Here is a 20,796-nt window from a genome sequence, read left to right on the forward strand (position 1 = left end):
TTGGGGTGGGCGGGTGTGTTCGGGTTGTGTTTGGTGGCGTCGGTGGTGTGGGGGCATGCGTATCCGGCGATGCGGGTGTGGGCGGTGCTGGCGTTGGTGACGGCGCTGGGACCGATGGGGGTGTGGGCGGCCGGGCTGATGAGGCGGCGGTGGGGTGCGGGGGGTGGGGCCGGTGGTGGGGGTTTGGACGCGGAGTTGGCGCCGGTGGGGGTGGGTGAGGGGGAGGGGGCGCCGTCTTTCGGGCAGCGGAAGCCGGCTTGAGGGGTGGGGGTGGGGTGCGGGTGGTGTGTGGGGGTGCCGCTGCGCGGGGCCTTTCCCCTACCCGCCCCTTCCCGAACCGGGGCTCCGCCCCGGACCCCGGTCCTCAAGCGCCGGACGGGCTGATTCGTTGCCCGGAACCGGGCGAAATCAGCCCGTCCGGCGCTTGAGGACACCGCGCGTCAGCGCGGAAGGGGGCTCGGGGGCTTGCCCCCGGTTTCGGGAAGGGGCGGGTAGGGGACAAAGCCGCCCGCAGGGCAGCGCTCAGCCGAACTCCGTCAGCCACCGCTCCACCGCCTTGGGATCCCTCGACCACAACTCCCCCACCCCCACCGCGAAGCTGTCCGGAAAGATATCCTCCGCATCCGCCGCGAGACCGTCGACCGTGGCACGCGCCACCTCCGCGGTCGTCGCCAGCGGCACCTCGCCGAACTGCGGCTCGTGTTCGAGGACGTAGGCCAGCATGTCCGTGTCCACCGGGCCCGGGAAGACACCGTGGACGCTGATGCCCCGCGGCGCGAGATCCTGCCGGACGGCCTGCGTCATCGAGTGCAGTGCCGCCTTCGACGCGGGATAGCCGCCCAGCGCGGGCGTGCCGCCGAAGGCGCCGACGCTGATGACATTGACGACGGCGCCGCCGCCGTTGCGCTCGATCACCGGAGCGAACGCCCGCAGGACGCGGAGCGTCCCCAGGTAGTTGGTGCGCATCACGTCCTCGACGAGCGCGAGGTCCATCTCGAGCAGATGCCCCACCGCGTGCGTGGCCGCGTTGTTGACGAGCAGCGTCACGTCGGACGCGGCCTCCGCCGCGGCGGCGATCGTGTCCGGAGCCGTGAGGTCCACCTCCACCGGGACCACACGCGACGGGTCCTCGGCGACGACCGGTCCCAGCGCCGCGGGGTTCCGCGCCGCCGCGTGCACCCGCGCGGCCCCGCGGGCGAGGAACTCGCCGACGAGCGCCCGCCCGATCCCACGGTTGGCGCCCGTCACGAGCACGACCGAGCCCTCGATCTCCACGGTGGATCCCCTTTCCGTCGGCGGGTCCCGGCGCACCCGCCCGTCGTACGCCGTCCACAGCCCCCTACCCGCCCACCGGGCACGGCTCGCCGGACGCGCGGCTTTGATCCGCGCCGCCCCCGGGGCCTCCCGCGTGCGCGGCCGGATCACAGGCCGGACGCTGTGAGGGGACGTACGGACGTCCCCGCCAGCACGGTCACCGAGGAGGGCTCCGACCATGGCCGACGACACCACGCCCGGCCCCACCCGCGTACTGGTCTTCGGCGCGTCGCTGCGCGGCGACTCGCTCAACGCCCGGCTGGCGGCGCTCGTCGCCCGGCTGATCCGGGGCACCGGTGCGGAGGCGGACCTCGCCCGGATGGACGAATTCGCCATGCCCGTCTACGACGGTGACGCCGAGACGGCCGAGGGCATCCCGGCGGGCGCGCTCGCCCTGCGCGACCGGCTGGCCGGGGCGGACGCACTGGTGATCGCCTCGCCCGAGTACAACGCCTCGCTGCCCGGCGGGCTGAAGAACGCCGTCGACTGGGTCTCGCGCGTCCGGCCGCAGCCCTTCAAGGACAAGCAGGCGCTGCTGGTCTCCGCCTCCCCGTCCATGGTCGGCGGCAACCGCGGCCTGTGGGCGCTGCGCATCCCGCTCGAACACCTCGGCGCCCGCGTCTACCCCGACATGTTCAGCCTGGCGAAGGCGCACGAGGGCTTCACCGAGGCGGGCGACCTGACCGACCCCGCGCTCCAGCAGCGGCTGACGGAGTCCGTGGCCGCGTTCCTCCAACTGGTGGAGGCCGACACCCGGTACGTATGCCTCCAGCGGCGGTGGTACGAGTTCCTCGGCGACTGTACGGACGCGCCCGTCACCCAGCGGGCCCAGGACTGACGGCGCCGGAGCGTGCCGGGCGGCCTTCGCCGCAGGCCCGTTCCTCAGAGGCCGAGGACGTCCGCCAGGTCGTAGCGCGCCGTCTCCTCCAGCTGCGCGTACGTGCAGTCGGCGGGGTCCCGGTCCGGGCGCCAGCGGCGGAACCGCGTGGTGTGGCGGAAGCGGTCGCCCTGGAGGTGGTCGTAGGCCACCTCGCAGACCCTTTCGGGGCGCAACGGGATCCAGGAGAGGTCCTTGGTGCCGGTCCAGCGGCTGGGCCCGCCCGGCAGCCGGCCGCCGGCCTGGGCGTCCGGGTCCGTCCACCGCTCCCACGGGTGACCGTGGACGTCGGTCATCCGCAGCGGCTCCAGCTCCTCCATCAGCTCCCGGCGGCGGCGCATCGGAAAGGAGGCGCAGACGCCGACGTGCTGCAACCGCCCGGCGGAGTCGTGGAGTCCGAGCAGCAGTGAGCCCACGACGGGCCCGCTCTTGTGGAGGCGCAGCCCCGCGAGGACGCAGTCGGCGGTCCTCTCGTGCTTGACCTTGGTCATGACGCGTTCGCCCGGCCGGTAGGGGAGGCCGGGCGGCTTGGCGACGACGCCGTCCAGGCCGGCGCCCTCGTATTCCTCGAACCAGGCCCGGGCGACGTCCAGGTCGTCGGTGACGGGGGTGACGTGCACCGGGGCCGACACGTCCCGCAGCGCGGCGGCCAGGGCCTTACGGCGGGCGCTCTGGGGCAGGTCCATCAGCGAATCGTCGCCGAGCGCCAGCAGGTCGAAGGCGATGAAGGAGGCCGGCGTCTCCTCGGCCAGACGGGCGACGCGGGAGGCCGCCGGGTGGATGCGTTCGAGCAGGGCGTCGAAGTCCAGCCGTCCCCCGCGGACGACGACGATCTCGCCGTCCACGACGCAGCGGCCGGGGAGCTGTGCCCGCAGGGCCCGGACGACCTCGGGGAAATAGCGGGTCAGCGGTTTCGTGGTGCGGCTGGCGATCTCGACGGCGTCGCCGTCGCGGAAGACGACGGCCCGGAAGCCGTCCCACTTCGCCTCGTACTGCATACCGGGCGGAATCGCGGAAGCCGTTTTGGCCAGCATCGGCCGCACCGGGGGCATCACCGGGAGTTCCATGACCGCGATTGTGCGGGCTCCCCGGCGCCCTCGCCCGCCGGGAGCCGCCCGTGGGCCCGCGCCTTCCCGCCGCCGGTCGCGAGTGGTGGGGCACGGGAGGCGCGCTTAGCGTGGGGACATGGGCGGTGACGCGGTGGAGCTCTCTGCGGGCGGGCGGACGGTGCGGATCTCCCACCCCGACAAGGTCTATTTCCCGGAACGCGGCTTCACCAAATATGACGTGGCGTCCTACTACCTGAGCGTCGCCGACGGTGTCGTCCGAGCGCTGCGGGACCGGCCGACCACCCTGGAGCGCTACCCCGACGGCGTCGGCGGCGAGTCGTTCTTCCAGAAGCGGGCACCGAAGAACCTCCCCGACTGGATCCCGACCGGGCGCATCTCCTTCCCCAGCGGCCGGTACGCGGACGAGATCTGCCCCGGGGAGATCGCGGCCGTGCTCTGGGCGGCGAACCTGGGCTGTCTGACCTTCCACCCCTGGCCGGTGCGGCGCGCCGACACCGACCACCCCGACGAACTGCGCATCGACCTCGACCCGCAGCCGGGCACCGACTACGCGGACGCGGTGCGCGCCGCCCTCGATCTGCGCGAGGTGCTGGCGGGGCTGGGGCTGACGGGCTGGCCCAAGACGTCCGGCGGGCGCGGCCTGCACGTCTTCGTGCCGATCGCGCCCCGGTGGACGTTCACGCAGGTGCGGCGCGCGGCGATCGCCGTGGCGCGGGAGCTGGAACGGCGGTCGCCCCGGACGATCACCACGGCGTGGTGGAAGGAGGAGCGCGGCGAGAAGGTGTTCGTGGACTACAACCAGACCGCCCGCGACCGCACCATCGCCAGCGCCTATTCCGTGCGCCCGCGGGCGCACGCCCCGGTCTCCGCCCCGCTGACGTGGGAGGAGGTGCCCGGCGCCGTGCCCCGGGACTTCGACCTGGGCAGCATGCCGGCGCGGTACGCCGAGGTGGGTGATGTGCACGCGGGAATGGGTGACGAGCCCTGCGGCCTGGAAGCGGCCCTGGAGCTGGCCGACCGGGACGAGCGCGAGCACGGTCTGGGTGACCTTCCCTACCCGCCGGAGCACCCGAAGATGAAGGGCGAGCCGAAGCGTGTCCAGCCCAGCCGGGCCCGCAAGGAGGGCGCCGGCGGAGGGGGAGCCCGTAAGAAGTCCGCGGGGAGCGACGGGCCCGGGGAGGGGCCGGAAGCGACCGCCGGCTGAGCGCCGCGGAGGGCCGCGTCCGGGGAGCCGTACGGGTTCGCGGGAGGTTTATATGCATTCGTCCCGTGGAAACGTGGGCTGTGCGTTGACCACTCCGTAGGACGAGGGAGCTGCAATGACCCAGACACTGGTGGCCCGTGGCATGGCCGTAACGGTCGCCGCGCTGACCGGGGCGGTGCTCGCCGCCGGACCGGCCCAGTCGGCTCCGGTGCCGGCCCGGCCGAGCGGCACGGTCGTCAGCGTGTCGGGTGTGAACGAACGTCACTTCCCGAGCACGGACTCCTCGGTGCGGAGCACGCTCCTCCGCGGGGTCAAGGTCGGGCTGCGGTGCAAGGTCCGGGCCCAGAACATCGGCGGGAACAACGTCTGGTACCTGCTGCGGGACCGTGCCACCTGGGTGAACTCGACGTACATCACCCCCGCCGGCGCCGTTCCCTTGTGCAAGGACGTCAACCGCGGCGTGCCGGAGAACGCGCCCAAGACGCGGGCCGCCATGGGGTGACCCTCCTCGGCGGTGACCGACGGGCGGGCCGGGCGCATCAGCCCCGGCCCGCCCGTCTTGCCGCGCGCGGCCCTCCGGACGCCGACCGGAACCGCCTCCCCGTCTGTTGACTTCCGCACCACCACGTGCCATTGATGACGTGTCCACGTCATTCTTCCTGTTCTCGGTTCCGCCCGGCACCCCACGGCCCCGGAACCGGAAGGGAGCACGCGATGAGTACGTCCACGAGCCCGCGCCGAGGGCGGACGACGACGGCAGCGGCCGTCGTCGCCGCTGTGACGGCCGGACTGGCCGTCCTGGCCGCACCGGCGGCCGGAGCCGCCACCGTGTCCGTCGGCTACACCTGCGCCGGCCCGGGCGCCCCGAGCGGCGTCCAGCCCGTACAGATCTCCATGACCGCCCCGGCGAGCGTACCGGTGGGCGGCACCGCCGAACTCTCGGTGGACGTCACCACCAGCATCAAGGCACCCCTCACCCTCCCGGCCAGGAGCGTGACGGGAGAGCTGGGCATCACCCTCGGCGGCGCGGCCTCCGGCAGCGTGACCGCCACCGGCTTCACCAACGCGGCCGTCGTCCCGAGCGGCACCGCGGTGAAGGTCACCGGGGGCAAGGCCGCCGTCAAGCTCGACGCGGCGGGCACGGCGACCTTCGCGCCGGGGAAGGCGTCGGTGCACGTGTTCGGGGTGACGGTCGAGTGCGTGGTGTCGGGGACGGCACCGGTGGCGGCGACGACGGAGGTGACGACGGGCTAGGCCGTGGAAGGGGCGGCCTCATCGGCCGCCCCTTCCTGCCGCGCGGCGGCCCCTGTCCGTCGCCCCGGCGACCGGATCCGCCCGGACGCGTCAGACGCGCGTGAGCTTCGCCGCCCCGAACGACACGTCGAACCGGTCGCACCAGATGCTCACGCTCCCGTACCGCTCCAGGTCCAGCCCCGCCGGCAGCGCGTAGTTCTGATCGCCCTTGTTCCCCTTGAGCGATCCCAGGCTCCGGTGCGCCCCGTCGTCGAAGACGTGCCAGCCGGCCCGCCCCTCCTTCACCGGGGCGTCGCTGAGCAGCACCTTCACGTCCGGTCCGTTGCTGGTGTCCAGATTCTCGACCCGCAGCGTGCGGGTCCCGTCCGGCAGCTCCAGCACCCGCACCTTCCCGGTGGTCGTGTGCTCGTGGCTGATCAGCTCCCCGACGGCCAGCGTCCGGGGCGCGCGGGACCCGGCCTCCGCCGCCACGGGGGCGGCCTCGCGCACCGTGGTGTCCACCCACAGCTTCCACGGCTGGAACCACACCACGCCCGCGCCGACCGCCAGCACCCCGGCCAGCAGTACCCCGATCACGACCCGCCTGTTCAGCATTCGCCGTACGCGTCCCATTCCAGCCTCCCGAAGCCATGTGCCTTTCAGCCATGCCAACGGGCGGGGACGCGGTGGGTACTCCGGGAAACAGATGACGAAAGTCTTACGTCCGGTTCTTACGGGCGGTGCCGGTTCCCCCGCGCGGCGCCGAGGGGCTGCTACGCACGGTCATGACCGGTCGCACCTGGTCACGACGGGCCGGAACTGTGCGGTACGTAGAGGTCCAGCAGCCGGGTGCGGGCCGCTCTGAGGCGGTGCCCGAGGATCTCGGCGACGGCGCGTACGACGGCGAACCCGAGCGCCGGATCCTCCTCGCACAGCGCCCGCGCCTCCGCACCGTCGAATTCGTAGGCCCGTACGGGGCTGAGCGCCTCCGCCCCGAACCCCCACTCGTACGGCGGGAACATCCACGACCAGCCCAGCAGGTCCCCCGTGCCCAGGGTCTCCACCGCCGCGACCCGCCGGCCCGGGACCCTGAGGTCGAGCGTGACGGCCCCGGACCTGATGATCCAGAAACGGTCGGCCCTGCCCTGCTCCTCGAAGATCCGGGTGTCCTCGGGGAACGAGACCTCCCGGGCGAGGGTCATCAAGCGGTCCCGGTACTCCGTCGGAAGGGTCCGGAGCAACTTCGTGGCATTGGACATGGCCGAGCCTCCTAGCCCCCGCCGACCTGGTACGTCCATTGAGCCACGGCCGGACGGGTGAGGCATCCCGAGTCACCCCGGGCCTCCCGGGCCGCCGGAGGCGCCGGGGAACGCGATCAGCCGCCGAGAAGGCCCCGGAGCAGCCCGCCGACGAGCCCGTCGAGCCCGCTCACGAGCCCGCCGAGGGTGTTCACCAGGCCGCTGACGAGCCTGGTGACGACGGACAGCAGGCCGTCCGACCCGTTGGCGCCGTCGACGGAGCCTCCCGCGGAGCGCGCGACGGGTCCGCCGGCGGCCCGGGCGCCGGAGCGGGTAGTGGCCCGGGCACCGGCCCGGGCGCCCGGGGTCACGCCGTCCTTGGCGAGGTGCGCGGTGGCGGCGACGGCGTCCGTGGTCGCCGTGGTGACGGCGGTGAGGTCCGGGGCGGCGGCCCGGGACTGCTGTTCGAGCGAGGCGCGGGCGGTGGCGAGGGCGCCGAGGTGCTTCTTCACGTTCGCGCACGACGGACCGGGCTTCGCGGCACCGGCCTGCGGTTGCTCGCACTCGTCCGTGATCCGGCGGGCCGACCGGGTGTAGACGTTGGAGTCGATGGCCTTGGCCCCCTCGGTGGCGGCCTTGCGCAGGGCCTCCGGCGTCGGCACCCGCGCCTCGGCCGGCGGCGCCGCCGACGCCCCGGCGGTGGCGGGCGCCCCGGCCGGAGGCCGGGCGGTGGCGGCGGTGGTCACGGCGAGCGCGCCGCACAGCGTCCCGCAGACGAGAAGCGTGGTTCGGCGGGGGAGGTGCATGGGGGTCACTCCTTCGGGCCGGGGTCCTCTTGGGCCGCGGGATCGTCTGATCACCGTGCGGGCACCTTCGGTACCCCGCAATCCGAGAAGGTCCATCCGGGGTACGTCCACGTAGTTTTGACGTACCGCCAGTTAAAAATGACGGACCGTCATGAAGGAGTCCGGCCGGATCCCTCCGCGGGGCCGCCTCCGTCCGACTCCCCGGTCCCGCCCCTCCGGTCCTGACGACGGAGGTGCCTCCTGAGCGTGGCGAGCGTGCGGTGCCGGTCGTGATGCCGGCGGGTGTGCCGGTCGAGCTCCTCCACCAGCCGCTGGGTGCGCTTCTGGATGTCGAGCTCGTCGAGGATGCGGTCGATCTCGGCGAGCAGCGCGCCGTGCAGCTGCCACTGACGGGGGTGTTCGAGCACCTGGTGGAGGAGGAGGTCGGCCGCGTGGTCGCGGGTGGTACGAGCGGTGGCGAGCTCCTCCGCGAGACGGGTCTCGGCCTGCTCGGCGTTGGCGGTGACCTGGCTGGTGATGACGACGGCGAAACTCTCCACCGCCCGCGCGAGATGGCCGAAGACCTCCTGGAGGCTCGCGGCGACATCGGCGGGGAACAGCGTCTCGCGGGTCCGCTGCTTGGCGAGGTCGGTCAGGGTGCGTGTGGCCACGCGCAGGACGACCGCCGAGATCTCCAGCGTGTCGAGGCCCGTACGGAGCACGACGCGGTGGAGCACCCCCTCCTTGACCCGGGGGTTGAGGCGGAGGCTGTCCTCCGCCTGACGCAGGGCGGCGTCGACCTCGACGATGTCGTGGTCCAGCCGGCGCGCCCGGTGCAGCCGGGCGGCCGCCTCCGCGACGGGCGTGTGCCCGCTGATCTGTTCGGCGATGTCCTCCAGGAGCCCGCGCATGCGCCGCGCGAGGTCCTCGATGGCCTCGCCGGCGGGCTGTACCCATACGGGCGGGACCAGCAGCACGTTGAAGAGCAGCCCGACGACCGCACCGATCAGCGTCTCCAGGACGCGGTCCCAGGAGGTCTCGGCCACCCGGGTGACGCCGAGGACGAGCATGGCGCTGATGGCGACCTCGGGGACGAACTCGCCCACCCTGACGAAGCGTCCGATGACGAGCGAGGCCAGGATGATCAGGCCCAGGCTCCACCAGGTCAGCCCCACGAGCACGCTGAAGCCGATGGCGATCAGCACCCCCGCGACCACGGAGTTCACCCGGCGGATCCCCGTGGTCAGCGTGGAGTAGAGCGTGACCTGGACGACGAGGAGCGCGGTGAGCGGCGCCGTAAGCGGGGCAGGCTCCTCGCTCAGCCACAGGGCCACCACGTACGCGATCACCGCGGCCAGGGTCGAGCGTACGGTCTGGACCACCGTGGGCTCCCGGCCCCGGCGCACCAGCGTCGTCAGCGGGTCGGGGAGCCCTCGTCTCTTCAGCGCCTTCTGCACCTCCAGCCCCTTCCCGGTCCACGGCGCCACGGATACGTACGGGGAGCCGTGCCACCCGCGTGGTCGCCGACCGGGCGTGCCCCGTGCCGCCCGGACCGTCGCCCGCCGGTGACGAGCCCACCGGGGATCCGGTCGCGGGGTGTGACGGCGGCGCACTCCTCGCTATCCTCGGGTGCCTCGGGCCCCTCGGACTGGTGATTGGGAGTGCTGATGCCGCGACAGCAGGAGCAGATATGCGCGGCCTGCGAGGGCGAAGGCATCACCACGAAGATCGAATACAGCGTCGAGACCGATGAGAACGGCCATCAGAAGCCGGTCACCCACACCAGCTATTCGTCTGCACTCTCTGCGGCGGCACAGGCAGCACGTCCGGCTAGCCGGAGGGAAAGAGGTTCCCGTGCGACCCGATCCCGATCCCGAATTCGACCCCGAGCCCGGCCCGGAGCCCGCGCCGGAGCTCGCCCCCGAGCCCGCCACCGACTCCGGGCGGCGGCCCGGAGCGGCCCCGGACCAGGCGTCCGAACCCATGCGCCCCGTCTTCACCTGTGTGATCTGCGGATGCGTCTACATGCCCCCCCGGACCATGACCTACCCCCTGGGCACGACCGCCTCCCCGCTGCACTGCGGTGAGACGGCCTGCCGCCGCGCCGCCGCGCGCATCCCCCGGGCCCTGCGACGCCTGTACGCAGAGGGCGCCTGGACCCGGGCCAGGAAGTGGATGGACAAGGAACCCGCCGACGCCGTCGTCGGCGCCCGGCGCCGCAGCCGGGGGTCCACCCGCCCCGAAGGAAGCCGCTCCAAACTGCACTGACCCCGGTGCGGACCGCCGGCGGGTCCCGCGGGCGGACCCCGCCGGTCCCCGTCAGCCCCCGGCGACGAGCCGTTTGACCTCGCGGAGGATGGGGGCCGTCTCGACGGACCGGACGCCGGGGAGGGAGCCGACCCGGTCGTCGAGGTAGTGGTGGAGGTCGTGGGCGCCCCGGAAGACACCGGTGGCCACCAGGTTGTGCGGACCGGTGGTGGCGGCCGCGAAGGCTATCTCGGGGTGGGCGGCCAGGGCGCGCCCGACGGCCGAGACCTCGCCGGGGGCCACCCGCAGCCAGAGGTGGGTCATCAGGTCGTAGCCCAAGTGCCGGGGCGCGAAGTCCACGGAGAAGCCCAGCGCGCCCTGGGCCCTGAGGCGTTCGAGGTGGCGTTGGACGCTGGAGGACGACCTGCCGGTGGCCGCCGCGAGCTCGGGCAGCCCCGCCCGGCCGTCCTTGGCCAGCTCGGCCAGGAGGACACGGTCGGTGGCGTCCAGGGCCAAGGGCTCGGAATGCCCGGGGTGCTCCGGGGCCGTCGCGGGGACACCGTGCTCGCCCCCGGGCGGCCGGCCGAACGGGACGCCGTCGGCGTACCACGTGCTGGTGACGTCGGTGAAGAGGCGCAGCAGACAGTGCGCGCCGACATCCGTCAGGTGCGGGGTGCGGGGCAGCTTCTCCAGGAGCAGGGCGTCCCGGTCGTCCGGCGTGGCGCTGGTGAGGGCGCAGTACAGCTCGGTGCCCCCGGAGGCGAGGGAAATCCAGCTGGTGTCGGGCCGGCGGGCCAGGGCCCGGGCGACCGCGCCCGCCGCGTCGGGAGCGCAGTGGACGCGCAGCAGCCAACGGGTCATTCCCAGCCGGGCCGGGACGGGCTGGCCGACGACGCGCAGGCCCATCGCGCGCAGCCGGCCGTAGCGGCGGCCCACCGTGCGTTCCGAGGCGCCCAGCCGCTGCGCGATGCGGCTCAGCGCCGCCCGTCCGTCGAGCTGGAGGGCCTGTAACAGCCCCAGTTCCAGAGCGTCGAGAGTGCCCGACCCCGTCACCGTGTCCTCCCGTGGGTTCACGCCGTCCCGCGCCCTCCACGACAGGACCCGACGACAGTCGGACGGTACCCGGCCGCGCCCGCGGCCTGCCGCATTCTCCCGCCCCACCGGCCGGAAACGCCTGTTCCGCCCGTTTCCCGGCGGACGGCTGGGTGGCGCCCGCCTCCCGGACGACCATGGCCGGACGACCGCTCCACCACCCCGGACGCGGAAGCACCAGGAGGAGAAGGGCAGCATGAGCACTCCCACCATTCCCACGATCGACCTCTCGCAGTGGCGGTCCGGTGACCGCCGGAGCCGCGAGCGCCTCGCCACGGCCGTCGACCAGGCACTCGAACGGGCGGGCTTCCTGCTCGTCACCGGCCACGGCGTCCCCCGGGACCTGCCCGCCGGGATCCGCGCCGCGGCCCGCTCCTTCTTCCACCGGCCGGCCGGCGACAAGCGGCCGTTCCTGGCGGAGGCCGGTCAGTACGGCTGGAGCGGTCCGGGAGCGGTGGCCACCGGCCGGGCGGACGGCGTGCCGACACCGCCCGACCTGGTGGAGACCTGGTCGGTGGCCCCCGGCCCGTACGACGACGCCGCCGAGCGCCCCGAACCCGGACTGCTGCCGGAGGTCTGGCCGCCCCGGTCCCCGGCGCTGCGCCCGCTGCTCGCGCGGTACGTACGGTCCATGCGCGCGCTCGCCGACGAACTGCTCGAACTCCTGGCGGCGGCCCTGGGACAGCCGCTCGATTTCTTCACCCGCCACACCACGCGCCCCGACTGGACCCTGACCCTCAACTGGTATCCCGCCATCGCCACCACGGGAGCACCGCGGCCGGGCCAGTTCCGGGTCGGCCCGCACACCGACTTCGGCACCGTCACCGTCCTCGACCGGCAACCCGGCAAGGGCGGACTCCAGGTCCACACCGAGGACGGCGGCTGGCAGGACGCCCCTTACGACCCCGAGGCGCTCACCGTCAATATCGGTGACCTGATGGCCCGCTGGACCGGCGACCGCTGGCGCTCCGGCCGCCACCGCGTACCGGCCCCGCCCGCCGACGCCCCGTCCGAGGAGCTGATGTCCCTGGTCTACTTCTACGACTGTGATCCGCACACCGTCGTCGAGTCGCTCCCGGCCCCGGTCGGCCGGGTGCGCCACCCTCCGGTCACGGCCCGCGCCTACGTCCGGTCCAAGGTCGCCGAGATCTCCCTGAGGTGACCGCCGGACGACCGCTCCGGCGGCACCACGGGCCTCAGCGCGCCGGCCGGAAGTATCGGGTGAGAGCCCAGGCCGCGAGCCGCTGCCCCGTTCTGTTGCCGACGGTGTCGGCGGTGCGGGTGTGGATGCCCTCCCAGACGCGGGCGTTGACGACGTCACGGTTGTACTGGTCGGCTTCGGCGAAGGTGCGGGTGGTGCCGGTGACCACCGACCGGACGCGGAAGTCGATGTGCGAGGTGCCGAGGAGCATGGTCAACGACCGGGTCAGCGCCCCGCCCACCGTCGCGTGCCCGCTGAGGTAGTCCGGGTGCGGGGGCGTGACGATCAGCGGCTCCCAGGACGGCTCCGGGGCGGTCGCCGGGTTGCCGTCGGTGGCCGCCTCGTGGATGGCGGTGATCGGCCGCCACGTCCGGTAGTGCAGCTTGGAGTCCCAGGCGGTGACGATCGCGTCGGCCATCGCGGAGTTCACACCGGCCAGCAGCCGGGCCTGTTCCGCGACGCCGAAGCCGCGCCGGGCGGCGGTGTCGCGCAGCGCCTCCTGGAAGTGCATGTTGCCCGAGAAGAACATCGCGGTGTCCGTCTGCTCGGGCGTCCTGGTCGAGCCGGTCTTCCGGCCGATCGACTTGAGCTCGTTGAAGTCCTTGGTGTAGCGGGCGGAGGTGAGCGAGGGCGGCGCGCCGGGCCGGAACTGCCGGGGCTCCTTGAGCATCAGTGGCTTCGTCCTGCCCATCCAGGCGGTGGCGAACGCCTCGTGGGCGGGCGGGGTCGGCCGCCAGACGCCGGGGCCGGGATCGGTGGAAGAGGCCCCTCCCACCTGGGCGCCACGGCCGTCGTTCTTCCGCGAGGCGATGGTGTGCGCGGCGGCCCGCTCGCCGAAGGCGACGCCCTCGTCCTTTCCGCGCCCTTGGGGGACCTTGGCGAGCGAGGCGGCCAAGGCGGTGTCGAGCCGGGACTTCGAGGCGGGGAAGTACTCCAGCAGCACGTGGTGGGCGGCCGTGGCCACGGCCGCCGGGACCGACGCGGAGCGCGGCGCGTGCCCGTTCCACCGGTAGGGGGCGTAGCCGCCCCGGATGCCGACGACCGCGTTGTACACGGTCGTGGAGACGAAGGCGTGCCAGAGGAACGTCTCGGGCACGGGCCGCTTGGCGTCGGTCTCCACCGTGGCGACCGCGGTGGCGCTCCACTCCGCGACGGCCTCCCCGGCCGGGTCATTCGCCGGAGTGTTCCCGGTGGCCCCGGCCCGCACCACCGCGGGAGCGGCCATCAGCGCGCACACCGTGAGACCGGCGACGACGGCTCTCGCGGCCGTACGGGACGGAGCGGAGACGGAACCTTTGCCCTGCACGGAGCCTCCTTCACACCCCGGTGCGGCGGCGCACCGGTACGACCGGACCGACTGCGGAACCACGCGGCGGAAGAGGGAAGAAGGGCGCGGTCGGCACGGTGAGGCGGCCCGCCCGGGGTCCCTCCGCCCCTTCTCCGCCAGCGAGATATGCCCCGCCGTGTGCCCGCGCCTTCCGGCGCGGTCGGAGATCACCCGGACGAGGGACGGGGGCCGTCGCAGTTCGACAGAACGGCTGGGCCGGACGCGCCCGGAGGTGCCGTGCGGGGCTGAGGGGGCCGAGGCGAACTCGTCGAGGGCACCGGGCCCTCACGGCAGGGCGGCCGGTGCGGGCCGGGTCCGGTCAGCGGCCGCGCCGCCGGTACTCCCGGACGAGGATCCGCAGCGCCGCCCGGACGGAGGGCCGCGCCGAGCCCCGCAGCAGGCCGGTGCCCTTGGCGGCGGCCGCGTCGGCGGTACGTACCTCCAGCGCGATCGCCGCCCGGATGAAGGAGCGGTAGGCCGGCGGGGCGAGGTCGGGCAGGCGCCGGCTCGTCAGCAGATCACGGCGTGCCCGGCCCAGGTGGTCGTGGAGTAGCGCGCGCGTCCCCGGGGTGTCACGGGCGTGTTCGAGGTCGGCCCGGGAGACGGCGTGGTGCTCCATGTCCCGGGCCGGGACCGCGAGCCGGCCGTCCCGCAGGTCGTCGGCGAGATCGTTGACGAAGTCGAGGCGCTGGCTGCCGTCGATGTACGCGCGGCAGAGCGCCCGGGCGTCGGCCGCGTCGGCGTCCGGCGCCAGCAGCAGACAGGCGATGAGCATGAACGCGGGCAGTGAGTACGCGTCGACGTACGCCTGGTAGCCCGCCTCGTCGGCGAAGCCGGTGAAGTGCCGGTCCAGGGGCGCGCCGGTGAGGAACTCCTCGACGTGGGGCCGCAGCCCGGGGTGGGCGGAGAGGGTGTGCAGCAGCGCGCGGAGCACCGGATGCGCGCTCTCCCCGGTCGCCAGCCCGTCGTGGACCTCCTTCTCCCATGCCGCGTAATCGTCGCCGCCCCCGGGTCCCGCCGGGCTCGCGTCGAGGAGCGAGTCGGTGTGGTGCATGAACGCGGTGGCGGCGATGACGTGCGGCACGAGCACCGGGGGCAGCAACAGCCGCACCGCGACATAGGCGTGGCGCCGGTAGGCGGAGACCAGGGTGCGCTGCCGGGTGTAGGCGTCGCGCAGCGCGGGGTCGTCGACGCCCGCGGCGGTGAGGGTCCGGTCCCAGGTGCGCATGGGCGAGATCTTCCTGCGAGTGGTGCTGAGCGGACCGAGCCTATCCGGTGCCCGCGCGGCGCCCGGCCGCGCGCCGGTGGTACCGGCCGGGCCCCGGGGCGCCCGCCCCGCAACCATCCGCCACGCTCCCGAGTCTGTATGGGCGAAGCGGAAAGAGGAGGTCACCCATGACCCGGTCCATTCGCCTGCGTTCCGCGGCCGTCGCCGCGGGAAGCGCGCTCACGCTCGTCCTGGGAGCCGGGTTCGCCGACGCGGCGCCGGCCGCCGCCGACCCGAAGAAGCAGTACACGGCCGAGCAGGTCCGGTCGTTCCTGGTGGGCTTCTACGGACAGCACGGCCCGAGCCGGTACGACCGCGAGCACAAGGTCACTCCGGAGCTGCGGAAGAAGGCGGCGGAGACCAAGGACTACGACCTGCTGCTGTGCGCGCAGAACGAGCCGCGGGGCATCTCCGTCGGCAAGGTCACCACCGCCCAGTCCGCGGGGGTCGGATGGTCCACGGTCACCACACGGTGGAACGGAAGCCCCGACGGCCACTTCACCGCGTACGTCGGCCTGGACGCGAGCAAGCCGATGAAGCTCTACGACATCACCTGCGCGCGCTGACCCGGAGGGGCGCCGCCGTCCTCGGCGACCGCCGCCCCGTGCCCGTCCCCTGACGCCTTGTGAACAGACGCGGCCCGCACACTAGAATGCAGCGTTTGTTCGAATTGTTGGCAATGGAGGGGGAGAGGCGTGCGGACGAGTCTGAGAGAGACCGCGGGGGAGCTGGCCAAGGTCCTGTGGCGCGAGCACATCGTGTACCGGGACCGGGCCGGGCAGGTCGTCATCCGGGGTGAGCACGTACGGCGCTGGATCAGCCTCGCCCCCACCGGCGGGCACGACGAGATCCTCGTCCGCGCGGGCCGCATCCTGGACGGCGGCACCACGGCCCCGGCCCGCTCCGAGGCGGTCGTGCCCCTCTCGGCGGGCACGGCCGAACTCGCCGCGGCCTGCCGCCGCCTCCTCGCCGAGACCGCGGCCGACCCCGTGCCGGGAGCGCCGGGAGCGCCGGGACGGGCGAGGACCGGGCGTCCCCGCGCCTCGGCGAAGCCGCGCCGCGCGCGCGAGGAACGTCACACGGGATTCGGGTCCTGGCTGGTCATCGCCTGTATGACCGCCCTGGTCGGCCTCTGTGTGTACAGCCTCGTCATGACCCGCGGGTGACGCGCCGGCGGGCGGCGCCGGTGCCTCGCACAGAGGCCGGTAAATCACACGGAGACGGCCTCCGGAAGTGACCGGTGGGGCGAACGGGTGAGGTGACGGAACCTCGCCCTCCCGTCCGAGTTACTCAGGTCGCCATCCGCTCCGGCGGAACCCCTCGGTCGAAAGGCACGCACGTGCTCAACAAGGTCCTCGCGACAGTCGCCTTCACGGCCACGGCGGCCGCGGTCGCCACGGCCCCCGCCATGGCGGTCGGGGACAGGGACGACGTCGCCAACGGCAACGGGGCGCTGACCGGCTACGGGAACACGGCGACCGGCGGAAAGACGAGCCCCCAGATGAGCGGGGTCTCCGACAGCCTGAACAAGCTGTGCATCGGCGTCGGGAAGCTCGGCGTCCAGTCGCTCGCCCTGCTCATCAACGTCGGCGTCCAGGACGTGCCGATCCTCACGTCGCAGCAACAGCAGCAGTGCACCGACAACTCCACGATCAGCGACGGCGACGACCCGCTCGCGCACCTCCTCGAAGAGATCGCGCTCGCCGCGGGCAACGGCTCCGGGAACAGTACGCGCAAGGGCTGAGCCCCGGTCACGGCAGCGGCTGTTCCGCCCAGATGACCTTGCCCTCCGGGGTGTAGCGGGTGCCCCAGCGCTCCGCGAGCTGGGCGATGAGGAACAGGCCGCGGCCGCCCTCGTCCTCCGCCGCCGCGTAGCGCAGGTGGGGTGAGGTGCTGCTGGTGTCCGAGACCTCGCAGATCAGGCTGCGGTCACGGAGCAGGCGCACCCGGATCGGGCCGGTGCCGTGCCGGATGGCGTTGGTGATCAGTTCGCTGAGGATCAGCTCGGTGGTGAACACGGCCTCGTCCATGCCCCACCGGTTCAGCTGACGGGTGACGTCGGCGCGCGCCCCGGCCACGGCCGCGGGGTCGGAGGCCACCTCCCACTCCGCGACGCGGTCGGGCTCCAGAAGGCGGGTGCGGGCCACGAGCAGGGCGATGTCGTCGCTCTGCCGGACGGGCAGCAGGGCGGCGAGCACCGCCTCGCAGGTCTCCTGGGGCGCCCGGCCGGGCGCCGCCAGGGCCTCGCCGAGGATCTCCAGGCCGACGTCGATGTCCCGCTTGCGGTCCTCGACGAGGCCGTCGGTGTAGAGGACGAGGCTGCTGCCCTCGGGCAGCCGCAGCTCCGCGGCCTCGAAGGGCAGACCGCCCAGGCCGAGCGGCGGACCACCGGGGATCTCCAGGAACTCCACCCTGCCGTCAGGGTGGACCAGCGCGGGCAGTGGGTGCCCGGCGCGGGCCAGCGCGCAGCCGCCGGACGCCGGGTCGTAGATCGCGTACAGACAGGTCGCGCCGGCGACGGGGGCCTCCCCGTCCCCCGCGGACGACTCCTGGTCGATGCGGCCGACGAGTTCGTCGAGGTGCCCGAGGAGCTCGTCGGGCGGCAGGTCGAGGGTGGAGAAGTTCTGCACCGCCGTCCGCAGCCGGCCCATGGTCGCGGCGGCGTGCAGCCCGTGGCCGACCACGTCGCCGACGACCAGGGCGACCCGGCCGCCCGGCAGCGGGATGACGTCGAACCAGTCGCCCCCGACCCCGGCCTGCGCGGGCAGATAGCGGTAGGCGATGTCGAGCGCGTTCTGCTCGGGCAGCCCCCGGGGCAGCAGGCTGTGCTGGAGCGTCACCGCCATGGCGTGCTCGCGGGTGTAGCGGCGCGCGTTGTCGATGCACACCGCGGCGCGCGCCGCCAGCTCCTCGGCCAGGGACAGGTCGTCCTCCTCGAAGGGCTCGCTGTCCCGCGTGCGCCAGAAGTTGGCGATCCCCATGAGGACGCCCCTCGCCCGCAGCGGCACGGTGATGAGGGAGTGGAAGCCGTAGTCCAGGACCGCCTGGGTCCGCTCGATGTCCTGGGTGCGCCAGCCCGCGGCGTTCCCCAGGTCGGGGACGAGCACGGGCTGCCCGCTGATGAACCCCGTGGCCTGCGGGGTGGGAGCGGCGAAGGTGACGAGCTCGCCCGCCCGGTACAGGGGATGGTCGTCCCGCACCCCGTTGAGCGCCACCCGGCGCAGCTCCGGCGCCTCGCCTCCCGTGCCCGCCTTGGGCTCCTCGCCGCGCAGGACCGGCTCGGAGAGGTCGACGGTGGCGTAGTCGGTGAACCCGGGTGCGGCCACCCGGGTGAGCTCTTCGGCGGTGCGTTCGACGTCGAGGGTCGTGCCGATGGCGACGCTCGCCTCGTACAGCAGCCGCAGCCGCCCCCGCGCGGCCTCGGCCTTCCCGGCGAGGGCGCGCAGCTCGGTGGAGTCCCGCAGGGTGGCCACGCTGCCGGGCGGCCCGCCCTGGCGGTCCGTGGGGCGGTTGTTCACCGCCAGCAGCCGGTCCCCGACCGGGACGACCTCGTCGGTGGCGACACGCCGGGAGGCCAGCAGTTCGGCCATCCGGGGGTCGAGGCCGAGCTCGGTGACGGGGCGCCCCTCCGCGTCCGGGGGCAGGTCCAGGAGGCGGTGCGCCTCGTCGTTGGCGAGCAGGACCCGGCCGTCGCCGCCCACGATGACCACGCCCTCGCGCACCGCGTGCAGGACCGCGTCGTGGTGCTCGTACATCCGGGTCATCTCGGCCGGGCCGAGGCCGTGGGTCTGGCGCCGCAGCCGCCTGCTGACCAGGGCCGTGCCGGCCGTCGCCAGCGCGAGCGCGACGATCCCGGCGCCGAGGACGACCGGCAGCTGGCGGTCGAAGGCGCTGCTCACGGCGCTGACCTTGATCCCGGAAGACACCAGACCGACGACCGTGCCGCGGTCGTCCTGCACCGGCACCACGGCCTGCACTTCCTCGCCCAGCGGGCCGTCGACGCTCTCGACGGTGACCCGGCCCCGCTGCGACGGCTCGATGGTGCCGATGAACCGCTGGCCGATCAGGTCCGGCCTGGGGTGCGTATAGCGCTTTCCGTCACGGTCGGTCACGACGATGAAGTCGACCCCGCCCCGCGCACGGGCCTCCTCGGTCAGCGGCTGGAGCACGGCGCTCGGGTCGGGGCCCCGCAGCGTCTGCACCAGGCCGGGCGCGTGGGCGAAGGCCTCGGCGGCGGCGAGCGAGCGGTCGCGCGCCGCCTGGAACCGGTCGCTCCGGGCCTGGAGCAGCAGGGTGACCACGGCCGCCACGACGATCAGCAGCACGATCAGCACCTGGAGCAGGAACATCTGCCCGGCCAGGCTGCGGCTGCCGGCCGCGGACCGGAGGCGCCCCGCCGACAGCGCGCGCGGGCCCCGGCGCCCCTGCCGCCGCTCTCCCCGGCCGCCTGGGCGCCGACCGGCGGACCTGCGGCCCGAGGATCCCGGGGAGCGGTCCCGGAAACGGGCCATGTCCCATGTCTACCCCGGGCCCTGGCCCGGCGCGAACGACGCGCACCGCGACGAGACGCGGATCACACCGGGTGGGAGCGGCCGGGGAGCCGGTGGCCGGGGCCGGGAGAGCTCAGCAGAACTCGGCGTCGAGGATGTCGTCCGCCCGCGACGTCAGCATGAACACGTTGGTGTTGAAGTAGGTGACCAGGAGGTGCTCCGCGTCACGGGTGGCGAAGGCGGTGGCCTGGGTGCCGGGGACGCTGCCGTTGTGTCCCCACAGCTCAGTACCGCAGGACGTCCGGTACCGGGCGAGCCCCAGGCCGTACCCGGTGAAGGGGCCGTCGCCCGGGAGCGGGTGGGCCGTGGTCATCTCCTTCATCTGCGCGGGCGGCAGCAGCTCGCCCCGCAGCAGCGCGGTGTAGAAGCGGTCGAGGTCGCCGGCGCTGGTGACCAGGTCTCCGTCCGCCCAGAAGAGGGAGGGATCGAACTCGGTGACGTCGTGGATCCTCCGGTCGGGGTCGTCGGGGAAGGCGGTGTAGGCCCGCCCCGCGGGTGCGGGCATCGCGCTGTCCGTCCCGGGCGGGAAGGTCGCGCGCAGGCCGAGCGGTTCGAGGATCCGCCGCCGCATCTCGGTCTCGTACGGGTTCCCCGTCACCCGCTCGACGGTCATCGCGGCCAGGACGTAGTTGGTGTTCGCGTATGCCCAGTCGGTGCCGGGGGCGAAGTAGGGCTCGTGTTTCATGGCGAGGGCGACGAGCTGCGGGGGTTTCCAGGAGTCGTAGCGGTGCTCCAGATACTCCATGCCGCGGCCGTGGGCCGCGGGGTCGCCGGTGTACTCGAAGATCCCGCTGGTGTGGTTGAGGAGCTGACGGAGGGTGACCTTACGGCCGTCGTTGCCGTTCCCCCGGACGACCCCGGGAAGCCACTTCTCGACCGTGTCGTCGATGCTCAGCCGGCCCTCGGCCGCCAGCTGCAGGACCACGGTCGCGACGAAGGTCTTGCTGATGCTGCCGGCCCGGAACCGGTCCGGCGCGGTGGGCGCCCGCTCGGTGCGGATGTCGGCGACACCGGACGAATTCCACCACGCGCCCCTCGTGTCACGGGCGCGGACGAGGACTCCGGGGACGCCCGCGCCGGCGGCCGCGTCCATCGCCGCTTGTGTCCGGTGGTGGCCGTCCGCGGCCGCGGGGCGCGGGGGCGCGGCGCTCGCCGACGGTGGTGCCAACAGTGCCGCTCCCGCGAGCGCGGCCGCCGCGAGCGCGGCCAGGGTGGTTCGTACCGTGCGCAACCCCATCACTCTCCCCAGGTGTCTCATGCTCGGGCCGGCCGCGGGGCCGCGGCGCGGTCACCTCGTCAATGATCGTCACCAGGGGTGGAGGAAATCACCGTTTCCCTGTCAAACCTCCTCCTTCGGGTGCGAGATGCCGACCGGAAACGAGGGGTTCGCC

Annotated in this window: 20 protein-coding genes; 9 read left to right on the forward strand and 11 right to left on the reverse strand. The window is 73.7% G+C overall.

All coding sequences use genetic code 11. The annotated features are described in order from the left end of the window. Positions 1-522: 522 nt before the first annotated feature. Positions 523-1,275, reverse strand: a complete 753-nt coding sequence (locus LUZ64_RS25955; protein WP_211305162.1) for an SDR family oxidoreductase — start codon at positions 1,273-1,275, stop codon at positions 523-525. 217 nt (positions 1,276-1,492) lie between these two features. Here LUZ64_RS25955 and LUZ64_RS25960 point away from each other — a divergent pair, with 217 nt between their 5' ends. Then, entirely contained in the window at positions 1,493-2,152 is a 660-nt protein-coding gene (locus tag LUZ64_RS25960; protein WP_095584532.1) for an NADPH-dependent FMN reductase, read from the forward strand. Between the two features lie 44 nt (positions 2,153-2,196). Here the strand turns inward: LUZ64_RS25960 and LUZ64_RS25965 are convergent, their stop codons facing one another. Next, a complete protein-coding gene (locus LUZ64_RS25965) occupies positions 2,197-3,258 on the reverse strand; it encodes an ATP-dependent DNA ligase (protein WP_095584531.1) in 1,062 nt (353 codons plus the stop codon). A 118-nt stretch (positions 3,259-3,376) separates the two neighbouring features. Here LUZ64_RS25965 and ligD point away from each other — a divergent pair, with 118 nt between their 5' ends. From ligD to LUZ64_RS25980, 3 genes are all read left to right on the forward strand, one after another. Next, on the forward strand, positions 3,377-4,465 hold the full coding sequence (ligD, locus tag LUZ64_RS25970) for a non-homologous end-joining DNA ligase (protein WP_095584530.1): 1,089 nt from the start codon (positions 3,377-3,379) through the stop codon (positions 4,463-4,465). 115 nt (positions 4,466-4,580) lie between these two features. Further along, positions 4,581-4,967, forward strand: a complete 387-nt coding sequence (locus LUZ64_RS25975; RefSeq protein ID WP_232398844.1) for an SH3 domain-containing protein — start codon at positions 4,581-4,583, stop codon at positions 4,965-4,967. 212 nt (positions 4,968-5,179) lie between these two features. Then, a complete protein-coding gene (locus tag LUZ64_RS25980; RefSeq protein ID WP_143593440.1) occupies positions 5,180-5,719 on the forward strand; it encodes a hypothetical protein in 540 nt (179 codons plus the stop codon). 90 nt (positions 5,720-5,809) lie between these two features. On the opposite strand, the gene LUZ64_RS25985 is transcribed toward LUZ64_RS25980, so the two are convergent. From LUZ64_RS25985 to LUZ64_RS26000, 4 genes are all read right to left on the reverse strand, one after another. Further along, positions 5,810-6,331 carry a DM13 domain-containing protein gene (locus LUZ64_RS25985; RefSeq protein ID WP_095584528.1) on the reverse strand — a complete coding sequence of 174 codons (522 nt, stop codon included), beginning with the start codon at positions 6,329-6,331 and terminating at the stop codon, positions 5,810-5,812. Between the two features lie 170 nt (positions 6,332-6,501). Continuing rightward, a complete protein-coding gene (locus LUZ64_RS25990) occupies positions 6,502-6,957 on the reverse strand; it encodes a Crp/Fnr family transcriptional regulator (protein ID WP_095584527.1) in 456 nt (151 codons plus the stop codon). A gap of 116 nt (positions 6,958-7,073) precedes the next feature. Beyond that, entirely contained in the window at positions 7,074-7,742 is a 669-nt protein-coding gene (locus LUZ64_RS25995) for a hypothetical protein (RefSeq protein ID WP_095584526.1), read from the reverse strand. A gap of 149 nt (positions 7,743-7,891) precedes the next feature. Continuing rightward, entirely contained in the window at positions 7,892-9,184 is a 1,293-nt protein-coding gene (locus LUZ64_RS26000) for an aromatic acid exporter family protein (RefSeq protein WP_095584540.1), read from the reverse strand. A gap of 391 nt (positions 9,185-9,575) precedes the next feature. On the opposite strand from LUZ64_RS26000, the gene LUZ64_RS26005 reads away from it, so the two are divergent. After that, positions 9,576-9,989, forward strand: a complete 414-nt coding sequence (locus LUZ64_RS26005; protein WP_095584525.1) for a hypothetical protein — start codon at positions 9,576-9,578, stop codon at positions 9,987-9,989. A gap of 51 nt (positions 9,990-10,040) precedes the next feature. Here LUZ64_RS26005 and LUZ64_RS26010 read toward each other — a convergent pair whose 3' ends face one another. Continuing rightward, positions 10,041-11,042 carry an Lrp/AsnC family transcriptional regulator gene (locus tag LUZ64_RS26010; protein ID WP_232398846.1) on the reverse strand — a complete coding sequence of 334 codons (1,002 nt, stop codon included), beginning with the start codon at positions 11,040-11,042 and terminating at the stop codon, positions 10,041-10,043. Between the two features lie 214 nt (positions 11,043-11,256). Here LUZ64_RS26010 and LUZ64_RS26015 point away from each other — a divergent pair, with 214 nt between their 5' ends. Then, a complete protein-coding gene (locus LUZ64_RS26015) occupies positions 11,257-12,222 on the forward strand; it encodes an isopenicillin N synthase family dioxygenase (protein WP_095584524.1) in 966 nt (321 codons plus the stop codon). A gap of 34 nt (positions 12,223-12,256) precedes the next feature. Here the strand turns inward: LUZ64_RS26015 and LUZ64_RS26020 are convergent, their stop codons facing one another. Together LUZ64_RS26020 and LUZ64_RS26025 are read right to left on the reverse strand one after the other, a co-directional pair. After that, a complete protein-coding gene (locus LUZ64_RS26020; protein WP_232398848.1) occupies positions 12,257-13,567 on the reverse strand; it encodes a vanadium-dependent haloperoxidase in 1,311 nt (436 codons plus the stop codon). Between the two features lie 340 nt (positions 13,568-13,907). Further along, positions 13,908-14,816 (reverse strand): phytoene/squalene synthase family protein, encoded by a 909-nt coding sequence (locus tag LUZ64_RS26025; RefSeq protein WP_095584523.1) that lies wholly within the window; start codon positions 14,814-14,816, stop codon positions 13,908-13,910. A 167-nt stretch (positions 14,817-14,983) separates the two neighbouring features. On the opposite strand from LUZ64_RS26025, the gene LUZ64_RS26030 reads away from it, so the two are divergent. The 3 genes from LUZ64_RS26030 (at position 14,984) to LUZ64_RS26040 (ending at position 16,599) form a co-directional block, all read left to right on the forward strand. Continuing rightward, complete coding sequence (locus tag LUZ64_RS26030) at positions 14,984-15,421, forward strand: hypothetical protein (protein ID WP_095584522.1); 438 nt, start codon at positions 14,984-14,986, stop codon at positions 15,419-15,421. Between the two features lie 129 nt (positions 15,422-15,550). After that, the gene (locus tag LUZ64_RS26035; RefSeq protein WP_095584521.1) at positions 15,551-16,021 is read left to right on the forward strand and encodes a hypothetical protein; all 471 of its coding nucleotides are present in this window, start codon (positions 15,551-15,553) and stop codon (positions 16,019-16,021) included. A gap of 173 nt (positions 16,022-16,194) precedes the next feature. Next, positions 16,195-16,599 carry a rodlin gene (locus tag LUZ64_RS26040; RefSeq protein WP_095584520.1) on the forward strand — a complete coding sequence of 135 codons (405 nt, stop codon included), beginning with the start codon at positions 16,195-16,197 and terminating at the stop codon, positions 16,597-16,599. Positions 16,600-16,606: 7 nt separating this feature from the next. Here the strand turns inward: LUZ64_RS26040 and LUZ64_RS26045 are convergent, their stop codons facing one another. Together LUZ64_RS26045 and LUZ64_RS26050 are read right to left on the reverse strand one after the other, a co-directional pair. Continuing rightward, positions 16,607-19,204 (reverse strand): SpoIIE family protein phosphatase, encoded by a 2,598-nt coding sequence (locus tag LUZ64_RS26045; protein ID WP_232398850.1) that lies wholly within the window; start codon positions 19,202-19,204, stop codon positions 16,607-16,609. A gap of 274 nt (positions 19,205-19,478) precedes the next feature. Next, positions 19,479-20,642 carry a serine hydrolase domain-containing protein gene (locus LUZ64_RS26050; protein ID WP_095584518.1) on the reverse strand — a complete coding sequence of 388 codons (1,164 nt, stop codon included), beginning with the start codon at positions 20,640-20,642 and terminating at the stop codon, positions 19,479-19,481. Positions 20,643-20,796: the final 154 nt, after the last annotated feature.

Source organism: Streptomyces albireticuli, from assembly GCF_021228125.1.
Lineage (GTDB): Bacteria > Actinomycetota > Actinomycetes > Streptomycetales > Streptomycetaceae > Streptomyces > Streptomyces albireticuli.

Excerpts from the sequence above, each read along its gene's own strand:
- LUZ64_RS25960 (WP_095584532.1), top strand. The coding sequence starts at position 1,493 with ATGGCCGACGACACCACGCCCGGCCCCACCCGCGTACTGGTCTTCGGC.
- LUZ64_RS25965 (WP_095584531.1), bottom strand. The coding sequence starts at position 3,258 with ATGGAACTCCCGGTGATGCCCCCGGTGCGGCCGATGCTGGCCAAAACG.
- ligD (WP_095584530.1), top strand. The coding sequence starts at position 3,377 with ATGGGCGGTGACGCGGTGGAGCTCTCTGCGGGCGGGCGGACGGTGCGG.
- LUZ64_RS25975 (WP_232398844.1), top strand. The coding sequence starts at position 4,581 with ATGACCCAGACACTGGTGGCCCGTGGCATGGCCGTAACGGTCGCCGCG.
- LUZ64_RS25980 (WP_143593440.1), top strand. The coding sequence starts at position 5,180 with ATGAGTACGTCCACGAGCCCGCGCCGAGGGCGGACGACGACGGCAGCG.
- LUZ64_RS25985 (WP_095584528.1), bottom strand. The coding sequence starts at position 6,331 with ATGGGACGCGTACGGCGAATGCTGAACAGGCGGGTCGTGATCGGGGTA.
- LUZ64_RS25990 (WP_095584527.1), bottom strand. The coding sequence starts at position 6,957 with ATGTCCAATGCCACGAAGTTGCTCCGGACCCTTCCGACGGAGTACCGG.
- LUZ64_RS25995 (WP_095584526.1), bottom strand. The coding sequence starts at position 7,742 with ATGCACCTCCCCCGCCGAACCACGCTTCTCGTCTGCGGGACGCTGTGC.
- LUZ64_RS26015 (WP_095584524.1), top strand. The coding sequence starts at position 11,257 with ATGAGCACTCCCACCATTCCCACGATCGACCTCTCGCAGTGGCGGTCC.
- LUZ64_RS26025 (WP_095584523.1), bottom strand. The coding sequence starts at position 14,816 with ATGCGCACCTGGGACCGGACCCTCACCGCCGCGGGCGTCGACGACCCC.
- LUZ64_RS26030 (WP_095584522.1), top strand. The coding sequence starts at position 14,984 with ATGACCCGGTCCATTCGCCTGCGTTCCGCGGCCGTCGCCGCGGGAAGC.
- LUZ64_RS26045 (WP_232398850.1), bottom strand. The coding sequence starts at position 19,204 with ATGTTCCTGCTCCAGGTGCTGATCGTGCTGCTGATCGTCGTGGCGGCC.
- LUZ64_RS26050 (WP_095584518.1), bottom strand. The coding sequence starts at position 20,642 with ATGGGGTTGCGCACGGTACGAACCACCCTGGCCGCGCTCGCGGCGGCC.